At 43.2% G+C, this 19,541-nt stretch carries 17 protein-coding genes and 1 pseudogene; 7 read left to right on the forward strand and 11 right to left on the reverse strand.

What is annotated here, in order from left to right:
- Positions 1 to 152: 152 nt before the first annotated feature.
- The 3 genes from NG798_RS22445 (at position 153) to NG798_RS22455 (ending at position 942) form a co-directional block, all read left to right on the forward strand.
- Entirely contained in the window at positions 153 to 344 is a 192-nt protein-coding gene (locus tag NG798_RS22445; RefSeq protein ID WP_261225943.1) for a hypothetical protein, read from the forward strand.
- Between the two features lie 194 nt (positions 345 to 538).
- Positions 539 to 706, forward strand: coding sequence for a hypothetical protein (locus NG798_RS22450; protein WP_261225944.1), 168 nt, complete (start codon positions 539 to 541; stop codon positions 704 to 706).
- Complete coding sequence (locus tag NG798_RS22455; protein WP_261225945.1) at positions 703 to 942, forward strand: hypothetical protein; 240 nt, start codon at positions 703 to 705, stop codon at positions 940 to 942. The genes NG798_RS22450 and NG798_RS22455 overlap by 4 nt, the downstream gene beginning before the upstream one ends.
- 113 nt (positions 943 to 1,055) lie before the next feature.
- Here the strand turns inward: NG798_RS22455 and NG798_RS22460 are convergent, their stop codons facing one another.
- The 7 genes from NG798_RS22460 to NG798_RS22490 form a co-directional block, all read right to left on the reverse strand.
- Positions 1,056 to 1,244 carry a hypothetical protein gene (locus tag NG798_RS22460; protein ID WP_261225946.1) on the reverse strand — a complete coding sequence of 63 codons (189 nt, stop codon included), beginning with the start codon at positions 1,242 to 1,244 and terminating at the stop codon, positions 1,056 to 1,058.
- A 356-nt stretch (positions 1,245 to 1,600) separates the two neighbouring features.
- Complete coding sequence (locus NG798_RS22465; RefSeq protein ID WP_261225947.1) at positions 1,601 to 1,948, reverse strand: lysozyme inhibitor LprI family protein; 348 nt, start codon at positions 1,946 to 1,948, stop codon at positions 1,601 to 1,603.
- A 133-nt stretch (positions 1,949 to 2,081) separates the two neighbouring features.
- The gene (locus NG798_RS22470; RefSeq protein ID WP_261225948.1) at positions 2,082 to 2,252 is read right to left on the reverse strand and encodes a hypothetical protein; all 171 of its coding nucleotides are present in this window, start codon (positions 2,250 to 2,252) and stop codon (positions 2,082 to 2,084) included.
- A gap of 374 nt (positions 2,253 to 2,626) precedes the next feature.
- A complete protein-coding gene (locus NG798_RS22475) occupies positions 2,627 to 3,226 on the reverse strand; it encodes an LppP/LprE family lipoprotein (RefSeq protein WP_261225949.1) in 600 nt (199 codons plus the stop codon).
- Between the two features lie 177 nt (positions 3,227 to 3,403).
- Entirely contained in the window at positions 3,404 to 3,583 is a 180-nt protein-coding gene (locus NG798_RS22480; RefSeq protein ID WP_261225950.1) for a hypothetical protein, read from the reverse strand.
- A gap of 383 nt (positions 3,584 to 3,966) precedes the next feature.
- Positions 3,967 to 4,296 carry a hypothetical protein gene (locus NG798_RS22485; protein WP_261225951.1) on the reverse strand — a complete coding sequence of 110 codons (330 nt, stop codon included), beginning with the start codon at positions 4,294 to 4,296 and terminating at the stop codon, positions 3,967 to 3,969.
- 161 nt (positions 4,297 to 4,457) lie between these two features.
- Positions 4,458 to 4,589 carry a hypothetical protein gene (locus NG798_RS22490; protein WP_261225952.1) on the reverse strand — a complete coding sequence of 44 codons (132 nt, stop codon included), beginning with the start codon at positions 4,587 to 4,589 and terminating at the stop codon, positions 4,458 to 4,460.
- A 39-nt stretch (positions 4,590 to 4,628) separates the two neighbouring features.
- Here NG798_RS22490 and NG798_RS22495 point away from each other — a divergent pair, with 39 nt between their 5' ends.
- Positions 4,629 to 5,363, forward strand: coding sequence for a hypothetical protein (locus NG798_RS22495; protein WP_261225953.1), 735 nt, complete (start codon positions 4,629 to 4,631; stop codon positions 5,361 to 5,363).
- 316 nt (positions 5,364 to 5,679) lie between these two features.
- On the opposite strand, the gene pnuC is transcribed toward NG798_RS22495, so the two are convergent.
- Positions 5,680 to 6,351 (reverse strand): nicotinamide riboside transporter PnuC, encoded by a 672-nt coding sequence (pnuC, locus tag NG798_RS22500; protein WP_261225954.1) that lies wholly within the window; start codon positions 6,349 to 6,351, stop codon positions 5,680 to 5,682.
- 44 nt (positions 6,352 to 6,395) lie between these two features.
- Positions 6,396 to 7,385: an AAA family ATPase gene (locus NG798_RS22505; protein ID WP_375338994.1), complete on the reverse strand. Its 990-nt coding sequence runs from the start codon at positions 7,383 to 7,385 to the stop codon at positions 6,396 to 6,398.
- Between NG798_RS22505 and NG798_RS28230 the strand changes: the two are divergent.
- The 3 genes and pseudogenes from NG798_RS28230 to NG798_RS22515 form a co-directional block, all read left to right on the forward strand.
- Positions 7,366 to 7,419: pseudogene (locus NG798_RS28230) on the forward strand (hypothetical protein); the annotation flags it as partial. The gene NG798_RS22505 and the pseudogene NG798_RS28230 sit on opposite strands and share 20 nt — an antisense overlap.
- 1,284 nt (positions 7,420 to 8,703) lie before the next feature.
- On the forward strand, positions 8,704 to 8,841 hold the full coding sequence (locus tag NG798_RS22510) for a hypothetical protein (RefSeq protein ID WP_261225956.1): 138 nt from the start codon (positions 8,704 to 8,706) through the stop codon (positions 8,839 to 8,841).
- Positions 8,842 to 9,419: 578 nt separating this feature from the next.
- Positions 9,420 to 9,653, forward strand: coding sequence for a phage terminase large subunit family protein (locus tag NG798_RS22515; protein WP_261225957.1), 234 nt, complete (start codon positions 9,420 to 9,422; stop codon positions 9,651 to 9,653).
- 282 nt (positions 9,654 to 9,935) lie between these two features.
- On the opposite strand, the gene NG798_RS22520 is transcribed toward NG798_RS22515, so the two are convergent.
- The gene (locus NG798_RS22520; protein ID WP_317619624.1) at positions 9,936 to 11,246 is read right to left on the reverse strand and encodes an MFS transporter; all 1,311 of its coding nucleotides are present in this window, start codon (positions 11,244 to 11,246) and stop codon (positions 9,936 to 9,938) included.
- A complete protein-coding gene (locus NG798_RS22525; RefSeq protein WP_261225959.1) occupies positions 11,243 to 19,510 on the reverse strand; it encodes a non-ribosomal peptide synthetase in 8,268 nt (2,755 codons plus the stop codon). Before NG798_RS22525 ends, NG798_RS22520 begins: the two co-directional genes overlap by 4 nt.
- Between the last annotated feature and the right edge of the window lie 31 nt (positions 19,511 to 19,541).

Raw genomic sequence — 19,541 nt, forward strand, 5'->3', positions numbered from 1 at the left:
TATGGAGTAAAGCCGAGAGCTAGAGTCGAGGGGAATGTTGCCATTCCACCCCTCTCTTCCGAAACCGTGCTTGCAATTCTGCACAAATCTGCAAATGCCTTGGCGGGTGACACGCATGTCAACAAGATGGCCGTTGGGGATGGCGTATTGATTTGGCACACCGGCACCAAAGCGGAGTTTACGCCAGCGCAGAAATTATCGACCAACCAAAGATTTTGGATAAGCAACTGGATATAGAGGATTGGCTGGAGAAAAGCCGGTTGGGTGCTAAACTTCAAGCCTTCGTTCGCTTTACCAAAAAATTGTTAGGAACACCCTTATTAAGGGAAATTTTAAAACAATAGCTCATACTGAAATGCTTATCTGTGATTCGCCGGCCAAACACCACTAACTACAAAGTTTCCCCCAAGAAGGGCAAAAATTACATGAGATAATTCATTCAGCCATTTCATATTTAATCAATATTCAAAACTTTACACACATGAATTTTATTAGAACGCCAATTGAGTCATGGGGCCGGTGGGTTTTATGAGAGCCGGTGGGTTTTCCAGCGCCGAATGTTGTCATGGGGCCGGTGGACTTTATGAAGCCGGTGAAATTGGGAACGCCGGTGGAACTCCAAGGGTTTTTGGATGCGGGTGAGACAGACGGATGTTTGGGGGCCGGGGGATGTTTTTGGGGCCGGTGGATGTTTGGAAGCCAGTGAATACAGACAAGCTCCTGAACGTAAACAGGCCGGTGTATCGCTTGGAAATGCTAAAACTCATGGCTATTGGGGGCCGGCATAGAGAAAATGTACATCACCAACCTCCCTGCTACCACCGGCCTCCCCGCGACTACTGGCATCAACAGCTTCATAAAGTTCCTAGTGACCACCGGCATCATAAGCCTCCTAAAGTTCCTAGTGACCACCGGCACCACCAGCGCCAGCAACACCATTAGGTTCACTGGCATCACCGACATCGAAAGACTTCACCGACCTTCTTGCCATCACCGACATAGAAAGACTTCACCGGCCTCCTGGCCACCACCAACAGCCCCAGACTTCGCCAACTTTAGCGATCTTCTTGCCAGCAGCGGCCAATATCGTATTCTACCGGCACCACCAACTTCTCCAACACTTTGAGCCACACCGGAACCCCTGGATGTAATAAAGCCGGTGAACCTGTCAGAGCCCTTGGATGTTGAGGGGCCGATGAATTTCGAGGGTGCCGGGGATATTGAGAGGCCGGCATCACGCTCACAAATGCTTCTTCATCTCATGGCCATTTCCGATTGGCCCAGACAAAATGTAGATTACCGACACTCCAGGCGAACCATCCGCACAGGTAGCTTTTTTTTGAAAATAATCTATTAGTTCTTCCGTACAGCATAATAAGCTTAGATTTAACCTCTAGTTGCATATTTAATTTTTTATAAAGGGGATATTTGCTCAATCTAAAAGTTAAAACTCCCAAGATTGATAAAGGCGCATTGCATTTGTTTTAGCTTTGGCAGAACGTCTGTACCTCACGGAAAGATGCGAGTACCGATAGGCATTAAGGAAATCTCAGTTTTTTAGTAGATAACCAGGAGACAAGCGGCTCAACACCTAAAAACTTTATAAAAATGCTTCTAATTCAGCTGTTCTTTTCTCGGTTTCCCCAATCAGGCATCCTAATTCAATTAAAGGTTTCATAGTTCCACCTTCAGCAATCGCACTTGCTTCAGCCTTGCATTTCCGCTCTTTGTACTCAATCCATTTTAGTTGTGCATCTCGAAGAGTATTTTGCTTATTTTTAGGTAAACTTTGCCAAACTGCGTTGAGCCTTGCATCGGCTTTATTAAACAATCTTTGACCGCAAGCAACCATCTCTGCCGTTGAACCATCGCATTGCTCCGCCTTTACTGGATTAGGATATAAGGCTACCGGTAGAATTACTAATGTAGCCATAATAATTAGTTTCATGTTAATTAGCTTCTCCTTTCTAGTATCAAATCCATAATACACTTAATTTAATAATAAGTATGTCAACGTAAAACAAGGTAAGATAGCGGCTGACTAAAAATTTAAGAAAAACAGATACCCGCTCCACTAAGAGTTAAGCTAAAAATTCAGGAGAGCCGATCAGGCTCTGCGAATTCAGTAGCGCTAATGGTGTACCTGTCCGTAAAAAACAACTCGTACTCGCACTACAACTTAATGATTGTAGGCTGATGGGATTAAAATCTTCCTCAAAGCCTGGTAAAGGAAGACTTTCAGCATCTAGCATCCAAAAAGATTTCTACGTTAGCGATGCCTCATAAATCTAATTTTTTGATAAATGGTCGAGTTTAGTAAATGATCGTTGACCAAAATGCTTCCCAACAAGGTGTGAATAATTCCCTATCTTTTCTTACCTCCAGCGGCTCAAGTCCTTAATCGGAAAAGCTTTCAAGGCGCTTGTCACCTTGTTAGGGGATTACTTATTCCCACTGGTGTCCAGAAACAAAAGTTATATAATTCCGGTGCAGCCGGAACTGATATGAATCACGGTGGCAGTAGGGGGATTAATACTGCTCGATTGCAATTATTTTGATAGCTGGCAATCTATCAAACCCCGTTGAATCTCGCTCAACACCTGGGCTTCCAATTCACATTTCATCGCTAGCTGCGGTTTGGGTAAGTTGTTACCTTAATGGGTATGAGGAGAGGTTTGCCGTTTTGAAAATCTATTCGGTAATTAACTTTGCTCGTTCTTGAAGGACAGCAGAGGGCATCTTGTCTGCTATAGCGAGCAAACTGAGAATTAAACACAGAAGCTCCTTCAATATTGGTTTGAATCAAAGCGCCATCGCCTCTAGCACTCATTGACTTGGGGGAAATTGTCCCTGCAAAGACACCCCTTACGAAAACAAATCCTTGATAGCCCATAGGCCGGCACATTCCATCAAACCCTGTCAGCCCTTGAACGAGCGACACTCCCTCAACACTTAAGGTCTCGCCACGCACATTATACAAAGTCCATCCTGCCGCTCTCACGGCTCGCTCTTCTGGGTTAGAAGGGTTGCGAATTTGCTGCTGGCAACGCCCCATATTCATCGCATCGCTCTTTGGAGCATTCGGCACAGAAACTCCTGGTCGATTCCAATTCATCGGCACTTGTTGGTCGAGCCAGCTAGATGTTTGGCTCAAGACAGTTGTAGGTAACGCTAATAGAGAAAGTGCCAGCACTAAGCTAATTCGTGAGAAGAGTTGAGTTTTCATTTAAGATTTTCTCTAAATTTAATTAAAAAGATGCTAACATACTTTAGTTCTTACGAAATTAGCCCCCTCAAGAATCGGCTGCACAATAGCTCAACCAGTAATTGCAACAATTAAAATATTCCACCGTTCCTTCCTAATTCAATTTCCAATTTATCCCCAATACCTTCTTAATCTCGCCTACACGCTCAAAAAGCGCACTTTCCAACTCATGTCCTGCAACCCCGGCCTCTCATCAAAACACTCTGGATAAAACGTCACTTGATAAACTTTGCCTTGATAGCTTAACTGCCAAATTCGCGCATCTAACTTTTCAAGAAGTGTGCCTATCTGTTTTATAGCTAAAGAATTTGTTAGCATTTGCTCTATGTTTTTTTACAAATCAGCACAGGCGTTATTGCTCAATTCATCTCAAAAAATCAGCTTAAAGTCTATAGCCACTACCTGATTTTATGCCTGCCATTAAGATCATTTTTCTACAGGTGTCTAGTCCATTACTTCAATAAATTATTGCTAAGTCGGCAAAATATCGTGCCTTAGCAAAAGTTTTGAAGGTTGCCCAAGAAGCGAAGATTCCCAAGATTCTCTTAACGAATGCGTGAAAACTCAAAACTTAAATCGGCCCCCTTGCAACCAGGATTGGTAACTTACTTATAATTACCCCAAACAGCACAAAAGCTTATTATGCCGATGAACGTAGAGAAGCTCTTGAACGTGAAGAGGTCGGTGTCACGCTTGGAAATTCAGAAACTCATGGGCATCCAGGCCGGCATAAAGAAGAAAATGTACATCACCGTCCCCACCAACTTCATCGGCCTCACCAGCCTCCTCTCGATCACCGGCCCCACCGGCCTCACTAAAACCACCAACATTATCGGCATCATCGTCCGAACTCCGATCCCCCGGCACCGCCAGCATCCATAGACTTCACCGGCAGCATCGGCCCCATCGGAAGCATCGGCACCATCGGGAGAGAGCAAACTCATCGGCTTCACCGGCAGCACAAATGAATGAGCCGTTACTCCAGTAAGCGCGGAGTAGCCGATGGATGTAGGGGCCGGTGCATGAGCCAAGGTCTATTCAGCTTTCTGGGGATGTAGAACCGGCAACCGGAATCTACCTCTAAACTGGAAGCTCTACGAGATATTTGACTAAACGAATTTAAGCAACAAGACCCTCGCCAACCATAAATCCCTGCATGATTCATCGGCACTCCTGAATGCAATAAGGCCAGTCAACTTCCCTGCTCCTTTGGATGTAAGGGGGCCGGTGAATTTGTCAGCGTCCTTGGATGTAAGGGGGCCGGTGAATCTTCAGGAGCCGATAATACTCCAAGAGCCGGTGGTACTCGCTCGTGCCGGCGCATCTGTAAAGGCCGGTGTCACGCTCGTCCATGTTTTATCTCATGCCTATGGGCGCCGGCTCAAACAAAATAGAGATTACCGGCATCCCAGGCGGACAGTGGTCAAATAGCGTGTCCCACCGGCACAAACTAAAACATGGGCAAATTACGGCACCGGCAACCCAAACGAAAATCGGCCAAATCCCGTATTTCATCGGCCCCAAAAAACCCGAAGAAATCCCGTATTTCACCGGCCCCAAAAAACCCGAAAAAATCACGCAGCCCCCCAATTACTTCCGAATAATGCGATCAGCCACCGGCCCCGTTGAGTTTACGATCCGCAAGTTTTTCCACAGCCAACAAAAAATTCAAGCGCGATTCATCGGCATCAGTAGATTATTGCAGCGTCGGTGGAACTTCAAGGGGCCGGTGGATGGAGTGGTACAGGTAGATTTTTGGAGGCCGGTGTTACGCTTGGAAATTCTTAAACTCATGGCTATTGGGGGCCGGCACCAACGATCGGGTACACCACCGGCCTCCTCACCACCACTGGCCTCTCCGCGACCATCGGCACCATCGGCCTCCTCACCACCACCGACCTCCCCACTACCACCGGCCCCCCCGGCACCACCAGCGCCAACAACACCACGCTTGCTCACCGGCATCACCCACATCCAAAGACTTCACCGGCCTTATTGCCATCACCGACATCCAAAGACTTCGCCAACTTTAGCGATCTTCTTGTCACCACCGGCCAATATCGTATCCCACATACCACCAACTTCCCCAAAACCTTGAACCCACATTCCGCAGATGTGGGTTGGATTTTCTAGAATTAGTTAAAAAATGAAACCCCAAACGATTTCTTATTGAACTTGTAGAGTTTTAGAATCAGATTATATAGCAAATTTAGCGCCGATCAAGTAAAAAATGATGGGTATTATTTTCTACAAAAATAGCAATATTTATCTAACAATATTTATCCTTTATTTCCAAAATAAAGCCACAAATGATTGCAGGTAATAATTTGCAGCTTTATTGATGTATAATTTCATCCCCAATTAAATTTGCTTAAATATCTGCGGAATGTGCGTTTTAAATAGAGAATACAATCTTATTCAATATGAATATCTTTAGTTGCAATCTCTTGATTAACAGTTTTTTGCCAAGAGACTAAACCATTAATAGCTATTCCCAAAAGGAGTACGTAAAGCAGAGCAATAAACCGCACTCCTTTAACGTAATACAGCCCAATTCCTATCACATCAACTACAATCCAGTAACACCAACTTTCAACCCGCTTTTGAGTCATTAGCCACGTGGCAGTAAAACTCATAATTGTTGTCAGTGCATCCAAATAGGGAAAAGACGCTACTTCTGGAAACAAAGCAGGTAATAATATATTTATCCTACTCATAAAAGCACCAGTAGCTAAGGAAAGTCCGATTGTAATACCTAAATATAAAATCATGCTACGGCGAGAACTGTAGCGGAAATTTAGTATTTTATCTGTATATCGAGCGGATATATGCCAACGCCTCCAGCCATAAATACTTGTAATTAAATAATAAACTTGTTCAAGAGCATCTGAATAGAGACGAATTTGGTAAAATAGTGCCATATAAAGTATGACACTGATAATACCTACTGGCCAAGTCAGCATCCGCTTTTTAGCTACTAGCCAAGCTGACCACAAATAGAGCATAGTACCTATAAACTCTATATAACTCATGGGATATCCCCAGAGCGTAAAAGCAATATTGTTTACACTAAATAGTTTCAGCATTTTTTCAGTATAGTTTAGGTATGTTATTAAGTTTAACTTCTGTCTTACCTAAACAAATTCAGCAAGTTTTTATATTTGGAATACTTGTTTAAGATATCTTTTACATAGCGAACTCTAGTTTCTAAATCGCCTTGCAATAGAAAAAACGGAATTTTGCGAACAATTAAATCGCTAATAATTTGCTTTTGAAATATTTTTCGGTTTGCTTCTCCTGAACGATCCCAGGTATTTTCATAAGGAATATCTAGGTCGCAAACAAATACCAAATCGTAGCGAGAGCTTGCGCGATCGGCTAGTTCTACTAATTTCGGTGCTGCTTTATTGTGATAATATAAAGAAAACATATAAGTAGTAATTGCATTAGTATCTGTAAATAAATATTTGTTGGCTTGAGATAACAATGCTTCTTCTCGTTGCAAATGTCCTTCACCAATCTCTACCAATTGTTCTAAAGATAGTCTGCGATCAATCTGATGTTTTTCCCAATATTCCCTACCATACTCTGGCATCCAAACTGTGTGATATTCTTCTGCTAGTCGAGATGTAATGCTACTTTTCCCTGTAGAAGGTGCGCCCAAAAAAACTATATTACTAATTAAATCACGATAAACTAAAGGATGTAAATAATGGCGCAAAGCAAAGGGATTCTCTCTAATCTTTGTACCAGAAATAGGTATTATTTTGCGCTGCTCATCGATAAGACGATTAACCGCTCCCAAGGCTAAACTCATGTGTTCACCATAAAATTCGCTAGAGTAAAAATGGCTGATCCCTTTTATTTTTAGATTATTGATAATATAATTCTCATGCTTTTTCTTAATTTCTGGAGTATCACCTACTTCTGTCGGTCCGTCCCATGCTTCTATTACTTGAACTTTAGGATATATTCGTCGAATCCAATTTGAGCGAATATTTAGAGTAACATTAGTTGTTTCTGGGCAATCATAAATAACTACTATTACCTCATCCATCTCCGCTAATGCTGTCTCAATTAGCAACTGGTGTCCCTGGTGCAAAGGCGCAAACTTTCCCAGAGTTAGCCCTACTTTTTTAATCATTATTCATTAATATATATTTTAATTGAACTAAACTTGTATCAAAAGCTTTATTATGGTGCAAGCTTAACTTTTTCATGGAGAAAGGCGATCAATGTTAGCAAAGGAATTTTTGTAGCCATAATCAGAATCGGTGAATAACCAATTTACATCTCCACAGAAGTCTTACCCCGTCCAGCTAAATCTTTAAAGATACGGTACCGCAAAATCCGCCGTATGGCAAACTTTGAGACTGGTCGAATCAATAAAGCTGATGCCGCTACATTGGCCAAAACAATGTTTCAGGTACACACATAGCGGCAGCAAGGTTGATGGTATCCATTCCACGAATCTTTGATAGCTAGGTAGCCTTGGAAACTCTGTTCGCCAGTACACACATACATGGTCTAGGTAGTAATGCTTGAAGTTGCGATAGTGATTTTGATGAAAAGCAACCATTATTGTCATCACCTCACTGGGGCATAAACTTCGCTCTCGCTTCCTCCTCTTAAGGTCATGCTTCAGTAGCGTTTGCTGCCACTGCCCTTCAAATTTTTGGCAGAAGTCATCTATTTGGCCAAACAAAGCATCTAAACTGGGCATAGGACGGGGGTTGCTGAATGTTTGTGTATATTTTTCAGCTTACTTCCCCTCTTCATTTCTTGGCAGCTTTTCCATCCCTCTCTATCCAGAATCTCCCATTCTTCTGTTGCAGGCCAACAGCTTTAGCTGAATCTGCCTCTGGGTTTCTGAGCCAGCCTTGCTTATCCCGAACTGAGGTTAAATTATCGGCAAACCAGGCAGACCGCGACCAATATCATCTCCCACCGGCATCGAACAAAAACATGAACAAATTATGGCACCGGCACTCCGAAGTCAGTTCGCTCTTACAAATGCAGACCACCGACACCAGGGGATGTCACAGATCCAGTTTCTGTAGAGGAGCCAGGGGTTATCGGAGGATCGGTGGTTGTTTTGGGGCCAGGGTTTTTTATGATGCTGGTGGATTTTTTTGTGCCTGTGAATTTTGCTCGTGTGGGTGGAGGTAGAACCGGCCCTTCCATTGGCGAACTAGAAGCCGAACCTAACCTTTGAGCCACCAGTATTGAATGGCTCAAGAGCCAACTCCAAGACGATTTGGATACACCGGCACCGATGGATGTTACGAGATAAAAAAAGTCTGTAAAAATAGAGGGTCTGGCTGGAATTTTGATTCACCGGCCTTGATAGATGTTATGAGGCCGGGGGATATTGCAAAGTTAGTACATACTCAGGTGCAGATGGATATAGAAGGGGCCGGCTTTTCTATAAGGCTCACTTGCTCTTTTTGGGGTCGGTGGATGTCCGGGGGCCGGTGGGTTTTTTTGGGGTGGTGGATGTTGAGGGGCCGATGGGTTTTGAGGGGCTGGTGTTACTCCAAGTGCCGGGGGGACTCCTGGCGCCGGTGGAACTTTAAGGGCCGGTGAGACTCCTGGGGCCGGTGGGAATCTTGGGGCCGGTGGTTTTTGAGAACTCGGCTTTTGCGCTGAGACTGGTGGATGCTTGAGGGCCCGTAGTAGTTCGGGGGCCGCTGAATTTTGAGAACTTGGCTTTCCCGCTGAGACTGGTGGATGCCAGAGAGCCGGTGGTTTTTGAAAACTCGGCTTTTGCGCTAAGACTGGTGGATGCCAGAGAGCCGGTGAATGTTGCAGGGCCAGTAAATTAAGAGATGCTTATGGATGCTGGAGAGCCAGTGGATGCTATAGGAGTGGTCGATTTAGTACGACGGGTATATGAAGTAGCCAAAAAGACGATGAAAGAACAGCAACATTGGATGCTAATATCAAATTTAGAATAGAACTAAAGCAAGCTGATATGCCAGGAAGAATTGACAGCCTAATGAGTTCCTTTAAAGGAAGTATATCCACCTCCTCCAAAGCAAAATTAAATGCCATCTCCCTAGAATAAAGCTCTTCCTTGGTTTTCAATTAACAACTAGCTTATTCCTCACAAAGACCGCATTGCTAAATTAGCAATTACCCATAAGGATTAAAAATGCTTACAGCCTCACAAAATCTCCAACCTTCTCCTGGTATGCCTTGTCCCGAATGTGGTTTTTTTATTGAAATGTCTATCGAAAGTTTGCTCTATAAACCCGGCTTCACCTGCCCTGGATGTCTGCTAGAGATATCACTCGATCGCCCAAGTTCTCAACAGGCTTTAGAATTGTTACAAAAAGTTCATTTAGCCAAAGAAAATGGAGAAAAAGCTAAAAACTTTGATCGGTAAAGTTAAAATAACTTAAACTTATAAAGCACTGAATGCTTTGTGTAGTGAAGGAGCCGCAGGATGTTTGCTCTTTCGGTAGATGCAGAACCGGCCAACGAAATCATTTTTCAACTAAAAACCAGGGGGTTGTCATCCTTCTGGTTTTCACCCCATCAGGTGATTACATTTAAAGGATTGGTGGAAAAATATACTAATAGTAAGCTGAAATTAAGGCGTTGCTACTCAACGTGGTTAGCGATAAGTGTAACCTCGCATCGGCTATCTAAAGTACAAAAACATTGATTATTCAATTGCATCCGGTAGTTCATCTTCCACAAACCACAAGCGAGGATATCGATACGCGGCAATAGTGATCAGGAGGACGGGAATTTCCATTGTAATAAATAGCAAACCAACGCCGCGACCAGGCCCTACACCAATAATTTGTCCAATGCTTCCTGCCAATAAACCGTTAGTCGCCATTAGAGGTTCAAAAATGCGTTCCGCAAGAGGGCCAGCAACAAGATAAGCGACGGGAATACATGACCAACAAATCATTTGGATGGTGGCAAAAACTCGGCCTTGAATATCGGGATGAACTTTTCGCAGATAAATAGCATTGCACCAACCATTCACGAGCGGTAAGCTGAAGAATAAGATAAAGTTAGCAACTGCGAAAAGTGCAGCATCTGTGCGTAACCCAAATGCAAAAATGCACAGGTGAGCCAGGAGATCGAAAGCAAATATACCCCGAATTAAAGGTTTTGGCCCCCCCCAAATACTCATCGCTAGACTACCCAATAGCATCCCCGCACCGCCGATAGATTGAATCGTTCCCAAAACGGCAACGGAAGCAAAAGAAAGTACCAGGGGAGTCAGTAAAACTTCAACTAATCCGGCAACAAAGTTGTCCAGTGCGAATAGAATCAGCAGTATTAACAGTCCAGGGCGAGTGTAAATGTAAGTCCAGCCTTCAATTGCTTCGCGCCAGAGTGAAGGGTTTTCATCTGGGGAAACAGTAGCAGTTTTAACATGAGGAAAACGAACGAGTAACAGAGTGCTTACAGCAAAGAGGAAGGTGGCAAAATCAATTAAAATAATCCCTTGAAGCTGGATGATGCCGAGTAAGACTCCAGCTAGCAGGGGTGAAATTAGCTGGGCGCACGCTTCTGCTGATTGCACCATCCCACTCGCACGGGGGATAAATTCCTTCGGGACTAATGAAGAGGTCGAAGCGGTGTAAGCAGGTAACTGAAATGCTTTGCAGATGGAACTGAGGCTGACAGCAAGGTAGATATGCCAGATTTGAAGGTTTCCAGTGGCGAGTAATAAGGCGATCGCCACTGTTGTTATCCCCGCACCAAAGTCAGATACAATCATGCACTTGCGTCGGTTCCAACGGTCTACTAAAGCCCCCGCTACGGTCGAAATCAGGATACTCGGTAGCAGAGCAAATAGCAAAATCAGAGAGAATTGGGTGACTGAACCTGTACGTTGGTACACCCACACGCCCAATGCAAAGCTTGTTAGACCCGACCCAATCAAGGATATTAGTTGTCCGAACCAGACGAGGTAAAAAACGCGCATTTTGCCGAAGGTAGAAGATTTTTTCATTCGACACCTTCTCTATACTTTTCTTCAAATTGCTCAAATGCACCAATCTTTATTTCTGGTGATTCGACGAGTTTTTGCAAAATTTCTTGATAATAGTTAAAAAACCGTTTGATAGTTTCACTGCCAAATAAATCTGTGTTGTAAAAAGCATAAATTTCGATAGTTTTAGATCCCTCTGAAGCAGAATAAATATAAAGTTCTAGGGGAATTTCTTCATCCCACAGTTTGTCTTTGTCCGAATCCAGTACAAGTTCTGATACAAACCTTTCCTCAGAACTTTTTATGGGAGGAACTATAGTAACGCTAGCCGAGAAGGTCAATTCTCTCTTAGTTTTGACAGTTTCAATGACTTGTTGTAAAGGAATCTCCTTGTTTGCAATCGCTTCATTAAGTGTTTCTCGAACCTGATCTAAAAGAGTTACTCCTGTTTGTTCGTCATTAAGCTGTGATTGTAAAATTATGTCATTAATAAAGCAACCGAGCATTGTTTCAAGTTCTGGAATGCTGCGATTGCCAATGGTCGCCACTATCAGAATTTCGTTTTGTCTGTGATATTTGAATAACAGGAGAGTCAAAGCAGTAAGGAGAATGGTAGACGGGGTAACGCTTTGAGAACGGCTCAAGCCTTCAAGGGCTATGACTAGATCTTCTCTTAAGGTTAAAGAGTAGGAAGAAGCGCGATCGCTATTAGAATTAAGTCTTGATTCTCGCTCAGGCTTGTATTCTGGTTGTTGTAAAGAAACAGCTAGTTTTTCCACCCAATAGTTAAGTTGCCGAGCCAAAACTTCTTCATTAAACCGTTGACGTTGCCAGAGAGTAAAATCAGCGTATTGCAGTGGTAGTTCAGGTAAGGGCGAAGGTAAGCCATTTGAGAAAGCGGTATAAAGCGTTTGTAACTCTTGCACAAAGATGCCGATTGACCAGCCATCGGTGATGATATGGTGCATCGGTATTAGCAGCCAATGCTCTTGAGAAGACAATCGCACCAGTGTTGTCTTAATTAAGGGGCCATGAGCTAAGTCAAAGTGGTAGTTCATCTCTCGTTCAGAGAAATGAAGTGCTTCAGTTTCTCGCTTTGCCGAAGGTAAATTTTGTAAGTCTACTATTTTTAAAGGGAGAGTCAGTTCTGGGGCAATTACCTGCACAGGTTGACCTTTCACCATAGGAAAAGTAGTCCGCAAGCTTTCGTGGCGACGGATAATTTCGTTGATGCTTTTTTCCAATGCTTCTGAAGAAACCTTGAAAGTCAACCGTAAAGCAACACCACTGTTGCAGGCACAACTATGCGGATTTAATTGCTGAACGTGCCAGATATACTCTTGTTGAATAGAGAGTGGCAGATGCCCTTCTCGTGTTGTAGGGACAAGAGGTGGTAAGCTCTGGGACGCAATGCTATAGTCCGATAGCTCTTGTAATGCCGTAGTATACTCAGTTTCCAGTATCTGGCACAGGGAAGCAATGGTAGGTGCTTCAAATAAATAGCGTAGGGGAAGTTCAATCGCAAAAACTTGTCTGATGCGCGAGATAATTTGAGTTGCCAGCAGAGAGTGTCCACCCAATTCAAAGAAGTTGTCGTTGATACCAACTCTTTTTAATCCCAGGACTTCAGCCCAGATAGCAGCCATTTTTGTTTCAGTCGGGGTGCCAGGGGCGACAAATTGGTCTTCCTGTTCATTGTGAAAGTTATCTGGTAGGGGTAAGGCGCGACGGTCTATTTTACCGTTGGGTGTCAGGGGTAGTGCTTTCATCAGCACAAATGCGCTCGGTATCATGTAATCAGGTAGCTTTTGTTTCAGGTAGTGGCGCAGGTTCCGAGTCACAGTGCGCTGTAAAGTTTTCCACAAGTCTTGAGTGTCCAACTGATAATCTACGCTTCGGTCAATTTGAGCCTGTTCGCTGGGTGTAAGATGAAAGCGAATCCCAGCCTGTGGTGGACGTGACCAAACTACTGACCCAGAAAGCCAGCGAAGTTCGCTCTCTCCAGGTAGTTGCAGATGCACGCGGACACTCTTACCTGGCTCGGTAGCTGGCATCTCCACCAAACCAACGCCGCCAGTGGAGATATCCTGTGTGTGGATTGTGATGATGTTACCGTTTAGTTCTAGTTGGCATTCACTGTGATAAGGGACACGTTCTGGAATCAGGTTAGAAACTAGATAAGCTACTATGCGCTTGTTCCCAGGTGCATCTTCTCGGTCAATGACTGTGATGGAGCGCACGTTCGGGTGTTTTGCCAGTACCGCCTCAATTTCTCCCAGTTCAATGCGAAAACCGCGAACCTTCACTTGCTCATCTATCCGACCAAGATATTCGATATTGCCGTCGGGCAGATAGCGAACTTGATCTCCAGTTTTATAAAGGCGTTCAGTGGCAGAGTCACTGAAGGGGTTGGGAATGAATCGCTCATCGGTTAACTCAGGACGATTGAGATACCCCCGTGCCAAACCAGCACCACCGATGTGCAACTCACCCGGTACGCCTATCGGTACAGGCTGTCCGTTCCGATCTAAGATGTAGGTACAGACATTCCCAAGAGGACGACCGATGGGCAACTCCCTCAATGCCGTATCGTCTGCTGATAACTCGTATATGGTAGCTCCTATAGTCGCTTCTGTTGGGCCGTAATTATTCAATAGGCGTACTTGTTGTCCTACACATTCAAACCAGGTTTTCAGTCGTTCTGGCAGTGCTTTTTCTCCCCCAAGAATGACCAAACGTAAAGAAGGAGGTAATGCAAGAGTTTTTTGGCTTAAGAAAGCAGTCAATTCATGCCAGTAGGCTGTGGGCAAAGCCATTACACTTATTTCCCAGTTCTGGCATTTCTGCAAAAATCCCTCAAAAGAATCCAGCATTGTATCGGTACGCAATACCAGTGTTGCACCCGATGCCAAGCTGGTATAAATTTCTTCGGCACTGACATCAAAACTAATTGAGGAGAATTGCAGAATGCGATCTGACTTCTCTATTTGATATTCAGTGATCGCAACCGTCGTGTAATTGACTAGGGATTTGTGTTCGATTAAAACGCCTTTAGGTTTTCCAGTAGATCCTGATGTGTAAATAACGTAAGCTAAATTTTCAGGCTGTACTTCGCTTGAAGGATTTTCTTGACTGTGTAAAGATATTTCTTCCCAACCAGAATCTAAGCAGACAAGACGAGCCGAATTAGGAGGAAGTTTCTCAACTAGCTTCTGTTGGGTGAGTAGCACTGGTACAGAAGAATCTTCTAGCATAAAAGCCAAACGTTCTTTTGGATATGCTGGGTCGAGTGGAACGTAAGCAGCGCCTGCTTTCAAGATGCCCAACAAACCAATTATCATTTCAAGCGATCGCTCTACACAAATTCCCACTAAAACTTCAGGTTTTACCCTTAAAGTTTGCAAATAATGTGCTAACTGATTGGCTTTTACATTCAATTCTCGATAAGTCAGTTGTTCCTCTTCAAAAACCACCGACACAGCATCAGGAATTAATTCCACTTGTTTTTCAAACAATTGATGGATGCACTTATCTTGAGGATAATATTTCTGAGTATGATTCCACTCTATTAACAACTGATGCTCTTGGGTTTTATTCAGTAAAGGTAACTCTAAAATTGGCGTTTTGGGATTTGCAACAATTTCTGATAATAAGGTTTGTAAATAATTTGTCATTCGAGCGATAGTTGACCCATCAAACAAGTCAGTATTGTATTCCCATTGCCCAAGAAAACCATCATTAGTATTCTGGAACGATAAATCTAAATCAAACTTAGCGTAGTTAGTTTCTCCTATCAATCGGCTGAATTCTAATGCAGGTAAAGAGAAGTTAGATATCTGCTCATTTTCAACCCCAAACATGACCTGAAATACAGGGGAATGACTTAAAGAACGCTCTGGTTGCAATACTTCTACTACCTCCTCAAACGGCATATCTTGATGAGCGTATGCTTCCAATGTCACTTCCCTGACTTGACTTACTAACTCTTCAAAACTGGGATTTAAGGATAAATTAGTTCGCAGAGCTAAAGTATTGACAAAAAAGCCAATTAACCCTTCGACTTCCCGATAATGACGATTGGCAATCGGTGAACCTACGACAATATCATCTTGACCTGATAAGCGATAGAGCAAAGTTTGAAATGCGGCTAAAAGCAACATAAATGGGGTGACACCCATGCGATGAGAAAGTGAAATAATCGCTTCACTGAGTTCTACAGAAAGTTGAAAAGATTGCTGTGCGCCACGATAAGTTTGAATCGCTGGTCTGGGTCGATCTGTAGGTAATTCTAATAAAGTAGGAACATCTTTGAGTTGTTGTTGCCAGTAATTAAGCTGTGTTTGGAATATTTCACCCGTAAACCAGTTTCGTTGCCAAACAGCAAAGTCAGCATATTGTATCGGTAATTCGGGTAAGGTTGGAGTTTGATGATTACACAATGCTGTATAGATAATGCTTAATTCCCGTTCCAGAATCTCCATTGACCACCCATCAGCAATAATATGATGTAAAACTAAGACTAAGATATAATCTTGTTCACCTAATTTAAGTAAAGAGCTTCTGAGTAACGGTTCTTCCTGGAGGTTGAAAGGTTGATTGGCTAACTCATTAGCTAATCTTTGAGCTTCAGCTTCTCTCTCCTCTTCAGATAAATTTACCAATTCTCTAATCGGTAATTTCAATTGAAAATTTGCCTGAATAATTTGAACGGGTCTTCCATCCCTGGCTATAAAGTTGGTGCGTAAGCTTTCGTGACGGTGAATAATTTCATTGAAACTGTTCTCTAAAACCTCAATATTAAGTTGACCTTTTAAACGAAAAATGTGGGGAATGTTGTAAAAGGAACTTTCCGGTTGTAGTTGGTCGAGGAACCACAATCTAGATTGAGCAAAGGATAAGGGGATTTCGGTATTGCGGTCACGGGGTAATATGGGCGTTATTTGTACAGATTGTTCGCCCAAGAGTAATATTTGAATGCGTTCTCCTAGTTCGACAATTGTGGGGAATTCAAATACATGGCGTAAGGGGATTTCCACACCAAAACTTGTGCCAATTTTAGAAATTATTTGAGTCGCTAATAAGGAATGGCCTCCCAAGGTAAAGAAATTATCGTTAATACCTATTTGTTTTATTCCCAGCACTTCTGCCCAAATGTTGACTAATATTTCTTCTATGGGAGTGTGTGGAGCTACAAAAGTTAATTCGAGTTCGGAACGAATAGATGGGGTAGGTAGGGCGCGACGGTCAATTTTTCCACTGGGAGTTAAGGGGAGGTGTTCCAGTCTAACAAAAGCACTGGGTATCATGTAATCAGGGAGTTGCTTTTTGAGGAAATGACGCAGTTCGCTAATGCTGAGCGATACTTCTGTTTGGGATACCAGATAAGCAACTAATTGTTGGTTGCCTGTGGTATTTTCCAGGGCAATTACTGCGGTTTCTTTTATAGCTGGGTGTTGAGCTAATAATGCCTCAATTTCGCCTAGTTCAATGCGAAAACCACGAATTTTAACTTGATTGTCGATGCGGCCAAGATATTCGATGTTGCCGTCTGTTAGATAACGGGCTAGGTCGCCTGTTTTGTAGAGGCGAGAAGAGGGTTCATTGCTAAAAGAGTTGAAGATAAATTTCTCATCGGTCAGTTCTGGACGGTTGAGGTAGCCTTTTGCTAGTCCCACACCAGCAATATGCAATTCCCCAGGAACCCCGATGGGAACGGGTTGGAGATAGCGATCGAGAATATAGATTTGCGTGTTGTCAATTGGTCGTCCAATTGATAGCACTCCAGTACCTTTAAAACATCGCGCAATAGTAGCGCAGACAGTAGATTCAGTTGGGCCGTAGAGATTGAAAAAACGCCGTCCATTTGCCCATCTTTCCACCAAAGAAGGAGGACACTCCTCTCCTCCTACGACAATATTCTCTAAATCGGGTAATTCCTCATCAGGCAAAACCGCAAGCACAGATGGCACAAAGTTAGCATGGGTGATTTTTTGCTCCTTCAATAGCTGGAGCAACGCTGGCCCTGGTTGCAATTCTTCTCGCGTTCCCAGACAGAGCTTACCCCCCGCACAAAGAGCCATGATAATTTCCCAGATAGAAGCGTCAAAGCTAATGGAAGCAAACTGGAGAACACGGCTATCTGGTCGCACGTTAAATAGCTTGATTTGTAATTGAACTAGATTGGACAATCCTTGATGAGCGACGAGAACTCCTTTAGGTTTTCCGGTTGAGCCAGAGGTATAAATGACATAAGCTAAGTTCTCAGGTGTTACTTCGGTAATGGGAGTAAGTTTACTTCTATGAGAAATTTCTTCCCAATCAGAATCTAAGCAGACTACCTGTGCTTGATGCTCTGGTAACGAGGCGACCAGTTTTTGTTGAGTCAGTAAAACTGGCAGCCCTGAATCATCGAGCATATAGGCGATGCGCTCTGGCGGGTAGGCAGGGTCTATGGGGACGTAAGCGCCTCCAGCTTTGAGGACGCCTAATATTCCTACGATCGTATCAAAGGAACGTTCAACGCAGATGCCTACCAAAACTTCAGGTTTTACACCTAGCGATTCGCTACGCGACAGCTTCGCTGAACGCAGATAGTGAGCCAACTGATTCGCTTTTGCATTCAACTCTCGATAGGTGAGTTGTTCTCCTTCAAACACTACTGCCACAGCGTCAGGACTTAGCTCAACCTGCTCTTCAAATAACTGATGGATACACTTATCAAAGGGATACTCAGCCCATGTATTGTTCCACTCAACTAATAGCTGATGTCTTTCCGACTCGGTAAGCAAAGGTAATTCAGAAATCGGCTGTTCTGGATTGGCTACAGATCCTACTAATAATGTTTGGAAATGCCCCGCCATTCTCTCAATGGTTGCCGCCTCAAACAAATCTGTATTGTAAACCCAATTAAGAACTAACGAACCAGCTTGATTCAATATCATTAAATCTAAATCCAAACCCGCTCCCCTCTGACCCATTGTCAAGGTTTCAATTTCTAATTCAGAAACTCCAGAGGACTGAGCTAAAGTATTGCGTCTTAATTCATTAAACGTAAAAGATACTTGAAAAATAGGGGATATACTCGGATCTCTTTCTACATTTAATTTTTCTACTAATAAAGGGAACGGATAAGTAGAATTTGACAATGCCTCCAATACTGTTTGACGCATTCTCGCTAAAAACTCTTTAAACGTTGGATTACCAGAAACATCCCCACGCACAACAACTGGATTGGTAAAATAGCCAACTATTCCTTCAAACTCAGCGCGATCGCGTCCTAATGTAGGAGTTCCTAACAAGATATCTTTTTGACCTGTATAGCGGTAAAGCAAGACCTGAAATACTGCCATTAAGGTCGTGTAAAGCGTTGTTCCTTCTGCTTTTGCCAATGCCTTTAATTGCTGAACCAGTTTTTCATCCAAGTTAACAGTATATTTAGCACCTGCATAAGTCTGCACTGGCGGTCTTTTCCTATCTATAGGAAGGTCTAAAATTGGTAACTCTCCAGCTAATTTTGAGTGCCAATAGCCCCACAAACGTTCTCCTTCTACACTTTCTAGCTTTTGTTGCAGCCAGTTGGTGTAATCAGTATATGAGAGACAAGGCGGTAGACAGTTAGGAGAGAAGTTCTGACCTTTTTGAACTATTTCTTTATATAAAATCCGAAATTCTTGTATTAGTAAATCGAAAGACCAGAAATCAAAGGCAATGTGATGAACAACCAGCAGCAAGATATATTCTTGAGGCGATCGCGCATATAGGCTAAGACGCAATATCGGCCCATCTTCCAAGTCAAAAGGTCGATCTGCTTCTGCTAGTATCTGCCTATTAAAATTATCCTCACTGCAACTAACCGCATCTATAAGCGGAATATCAACCTTTGTGTCTTTTAAAACTTGCACTGGTTGACCGTTATAAGTCTTATAAACCGTCCGCAGAATTGGATGACGTTCTAATAAAATCTGCCAAGTAAGATTTAATTTATTAATGTCTACAACCGAACCTATCCGTACAGTAGCGTACAGATTATAAGCAACACTATCAGGCGCAATTTCATAAAGAACCCATAGTGCTTTTTGACCGTGAGATAAAGGTTGGAACGACGATTTTTCCGGTGTTGCTACCAAACGCAGTTGCTCTATAATTTCCGCTTTATGCTGACGCAAAATATCTAATATTGTGGGCGTTAAAACGCCTTGAGGAGCGCGATAGCGTAGATTCTCATCTTCAACCCACAGTTGGATGCCCTTTTTAGATAAATCGTTTAATAATTCAGTGACGATCATAGCGTTATTTCCTCCCATATTTCAATTTGCC

The organism is Ancylothrix sp. D3o (assembly GCF_025370775.1).
Taxonomy (GTDB): Bacteria; Cyanobacteriota; Cyanobacteriia; order Cyanobacteriales; family Oscillatoriaceae; genus Ancylothrix.

Coding starts and splice junctions, on each gene's coding strand:
- NG798_RS22525 (WP_261225959.1), bottom strand. CDS start 19,510: ATGATCGTCACTGAATTATTAAACGATTTATCTAAAAAGGGCATCCAA.
- NG798_RS22490 (WP_261225952.1), bottom strand. CDS start 4,589: ATGCGCCGGCACGAGCGAGTACCACCGGCTCTTGGAGTATTATCGGCT.
- NG798_RS22465 (WP_261225947.1), bottom strand. CDS start 1,948: ATGAAACTAATTATTATGGCTACATTAGTAATTCTACCGGTAGCCTTA.
- pnuC (WP_261225954.1), bottom strand. CDS start 6,351: ATGCTGAAACTATTTAGTGTAAACAATATTGCTTTTACGCTCTGGGGA.
- NG798_RS22475 (WP_261225949.1), bottom strand. CDS start 3,226: ATGAAAACTCAACTCTTCTCACGAATTAGCTTAGTGCTGGCACTTTCT.
- NG798_RS22470 (WP_261225948.1), bottom strand. CDS start 2,252: ATGCTAGATGCTGAAAGTCTTCCTTTACCAGGCTTTGAGGAAGATTTT.
- NG798_RS22515 (WP_261225957.1), top strand. CDS start 9,420: ATGCTTACAGCCTCACAAAATCTCCAACCTTCTCCTGGTATGCCTTGT.
- NG798_RS22495 (WP_261225953.1), top strand. CDS start 4,629: ATGCCTATGGGCGCCGGCTCAAACAAAATAGAGATTACCGGCATCCCA.
- NG798_RS22520 (WP_317619624.1), bottom strand. CDS start 11,246: ATGAAAAAATCTTCTACCTTCGGCAAAATGCGCGTTTTTTACCTCGTC.
- NG798_RS22480 (WP_261225950.1), bottom strand. CDS start 3,583: ATGCTAACAAATTCTTTAGCTATAAAACAGATAGGCACACTTCTTGAA.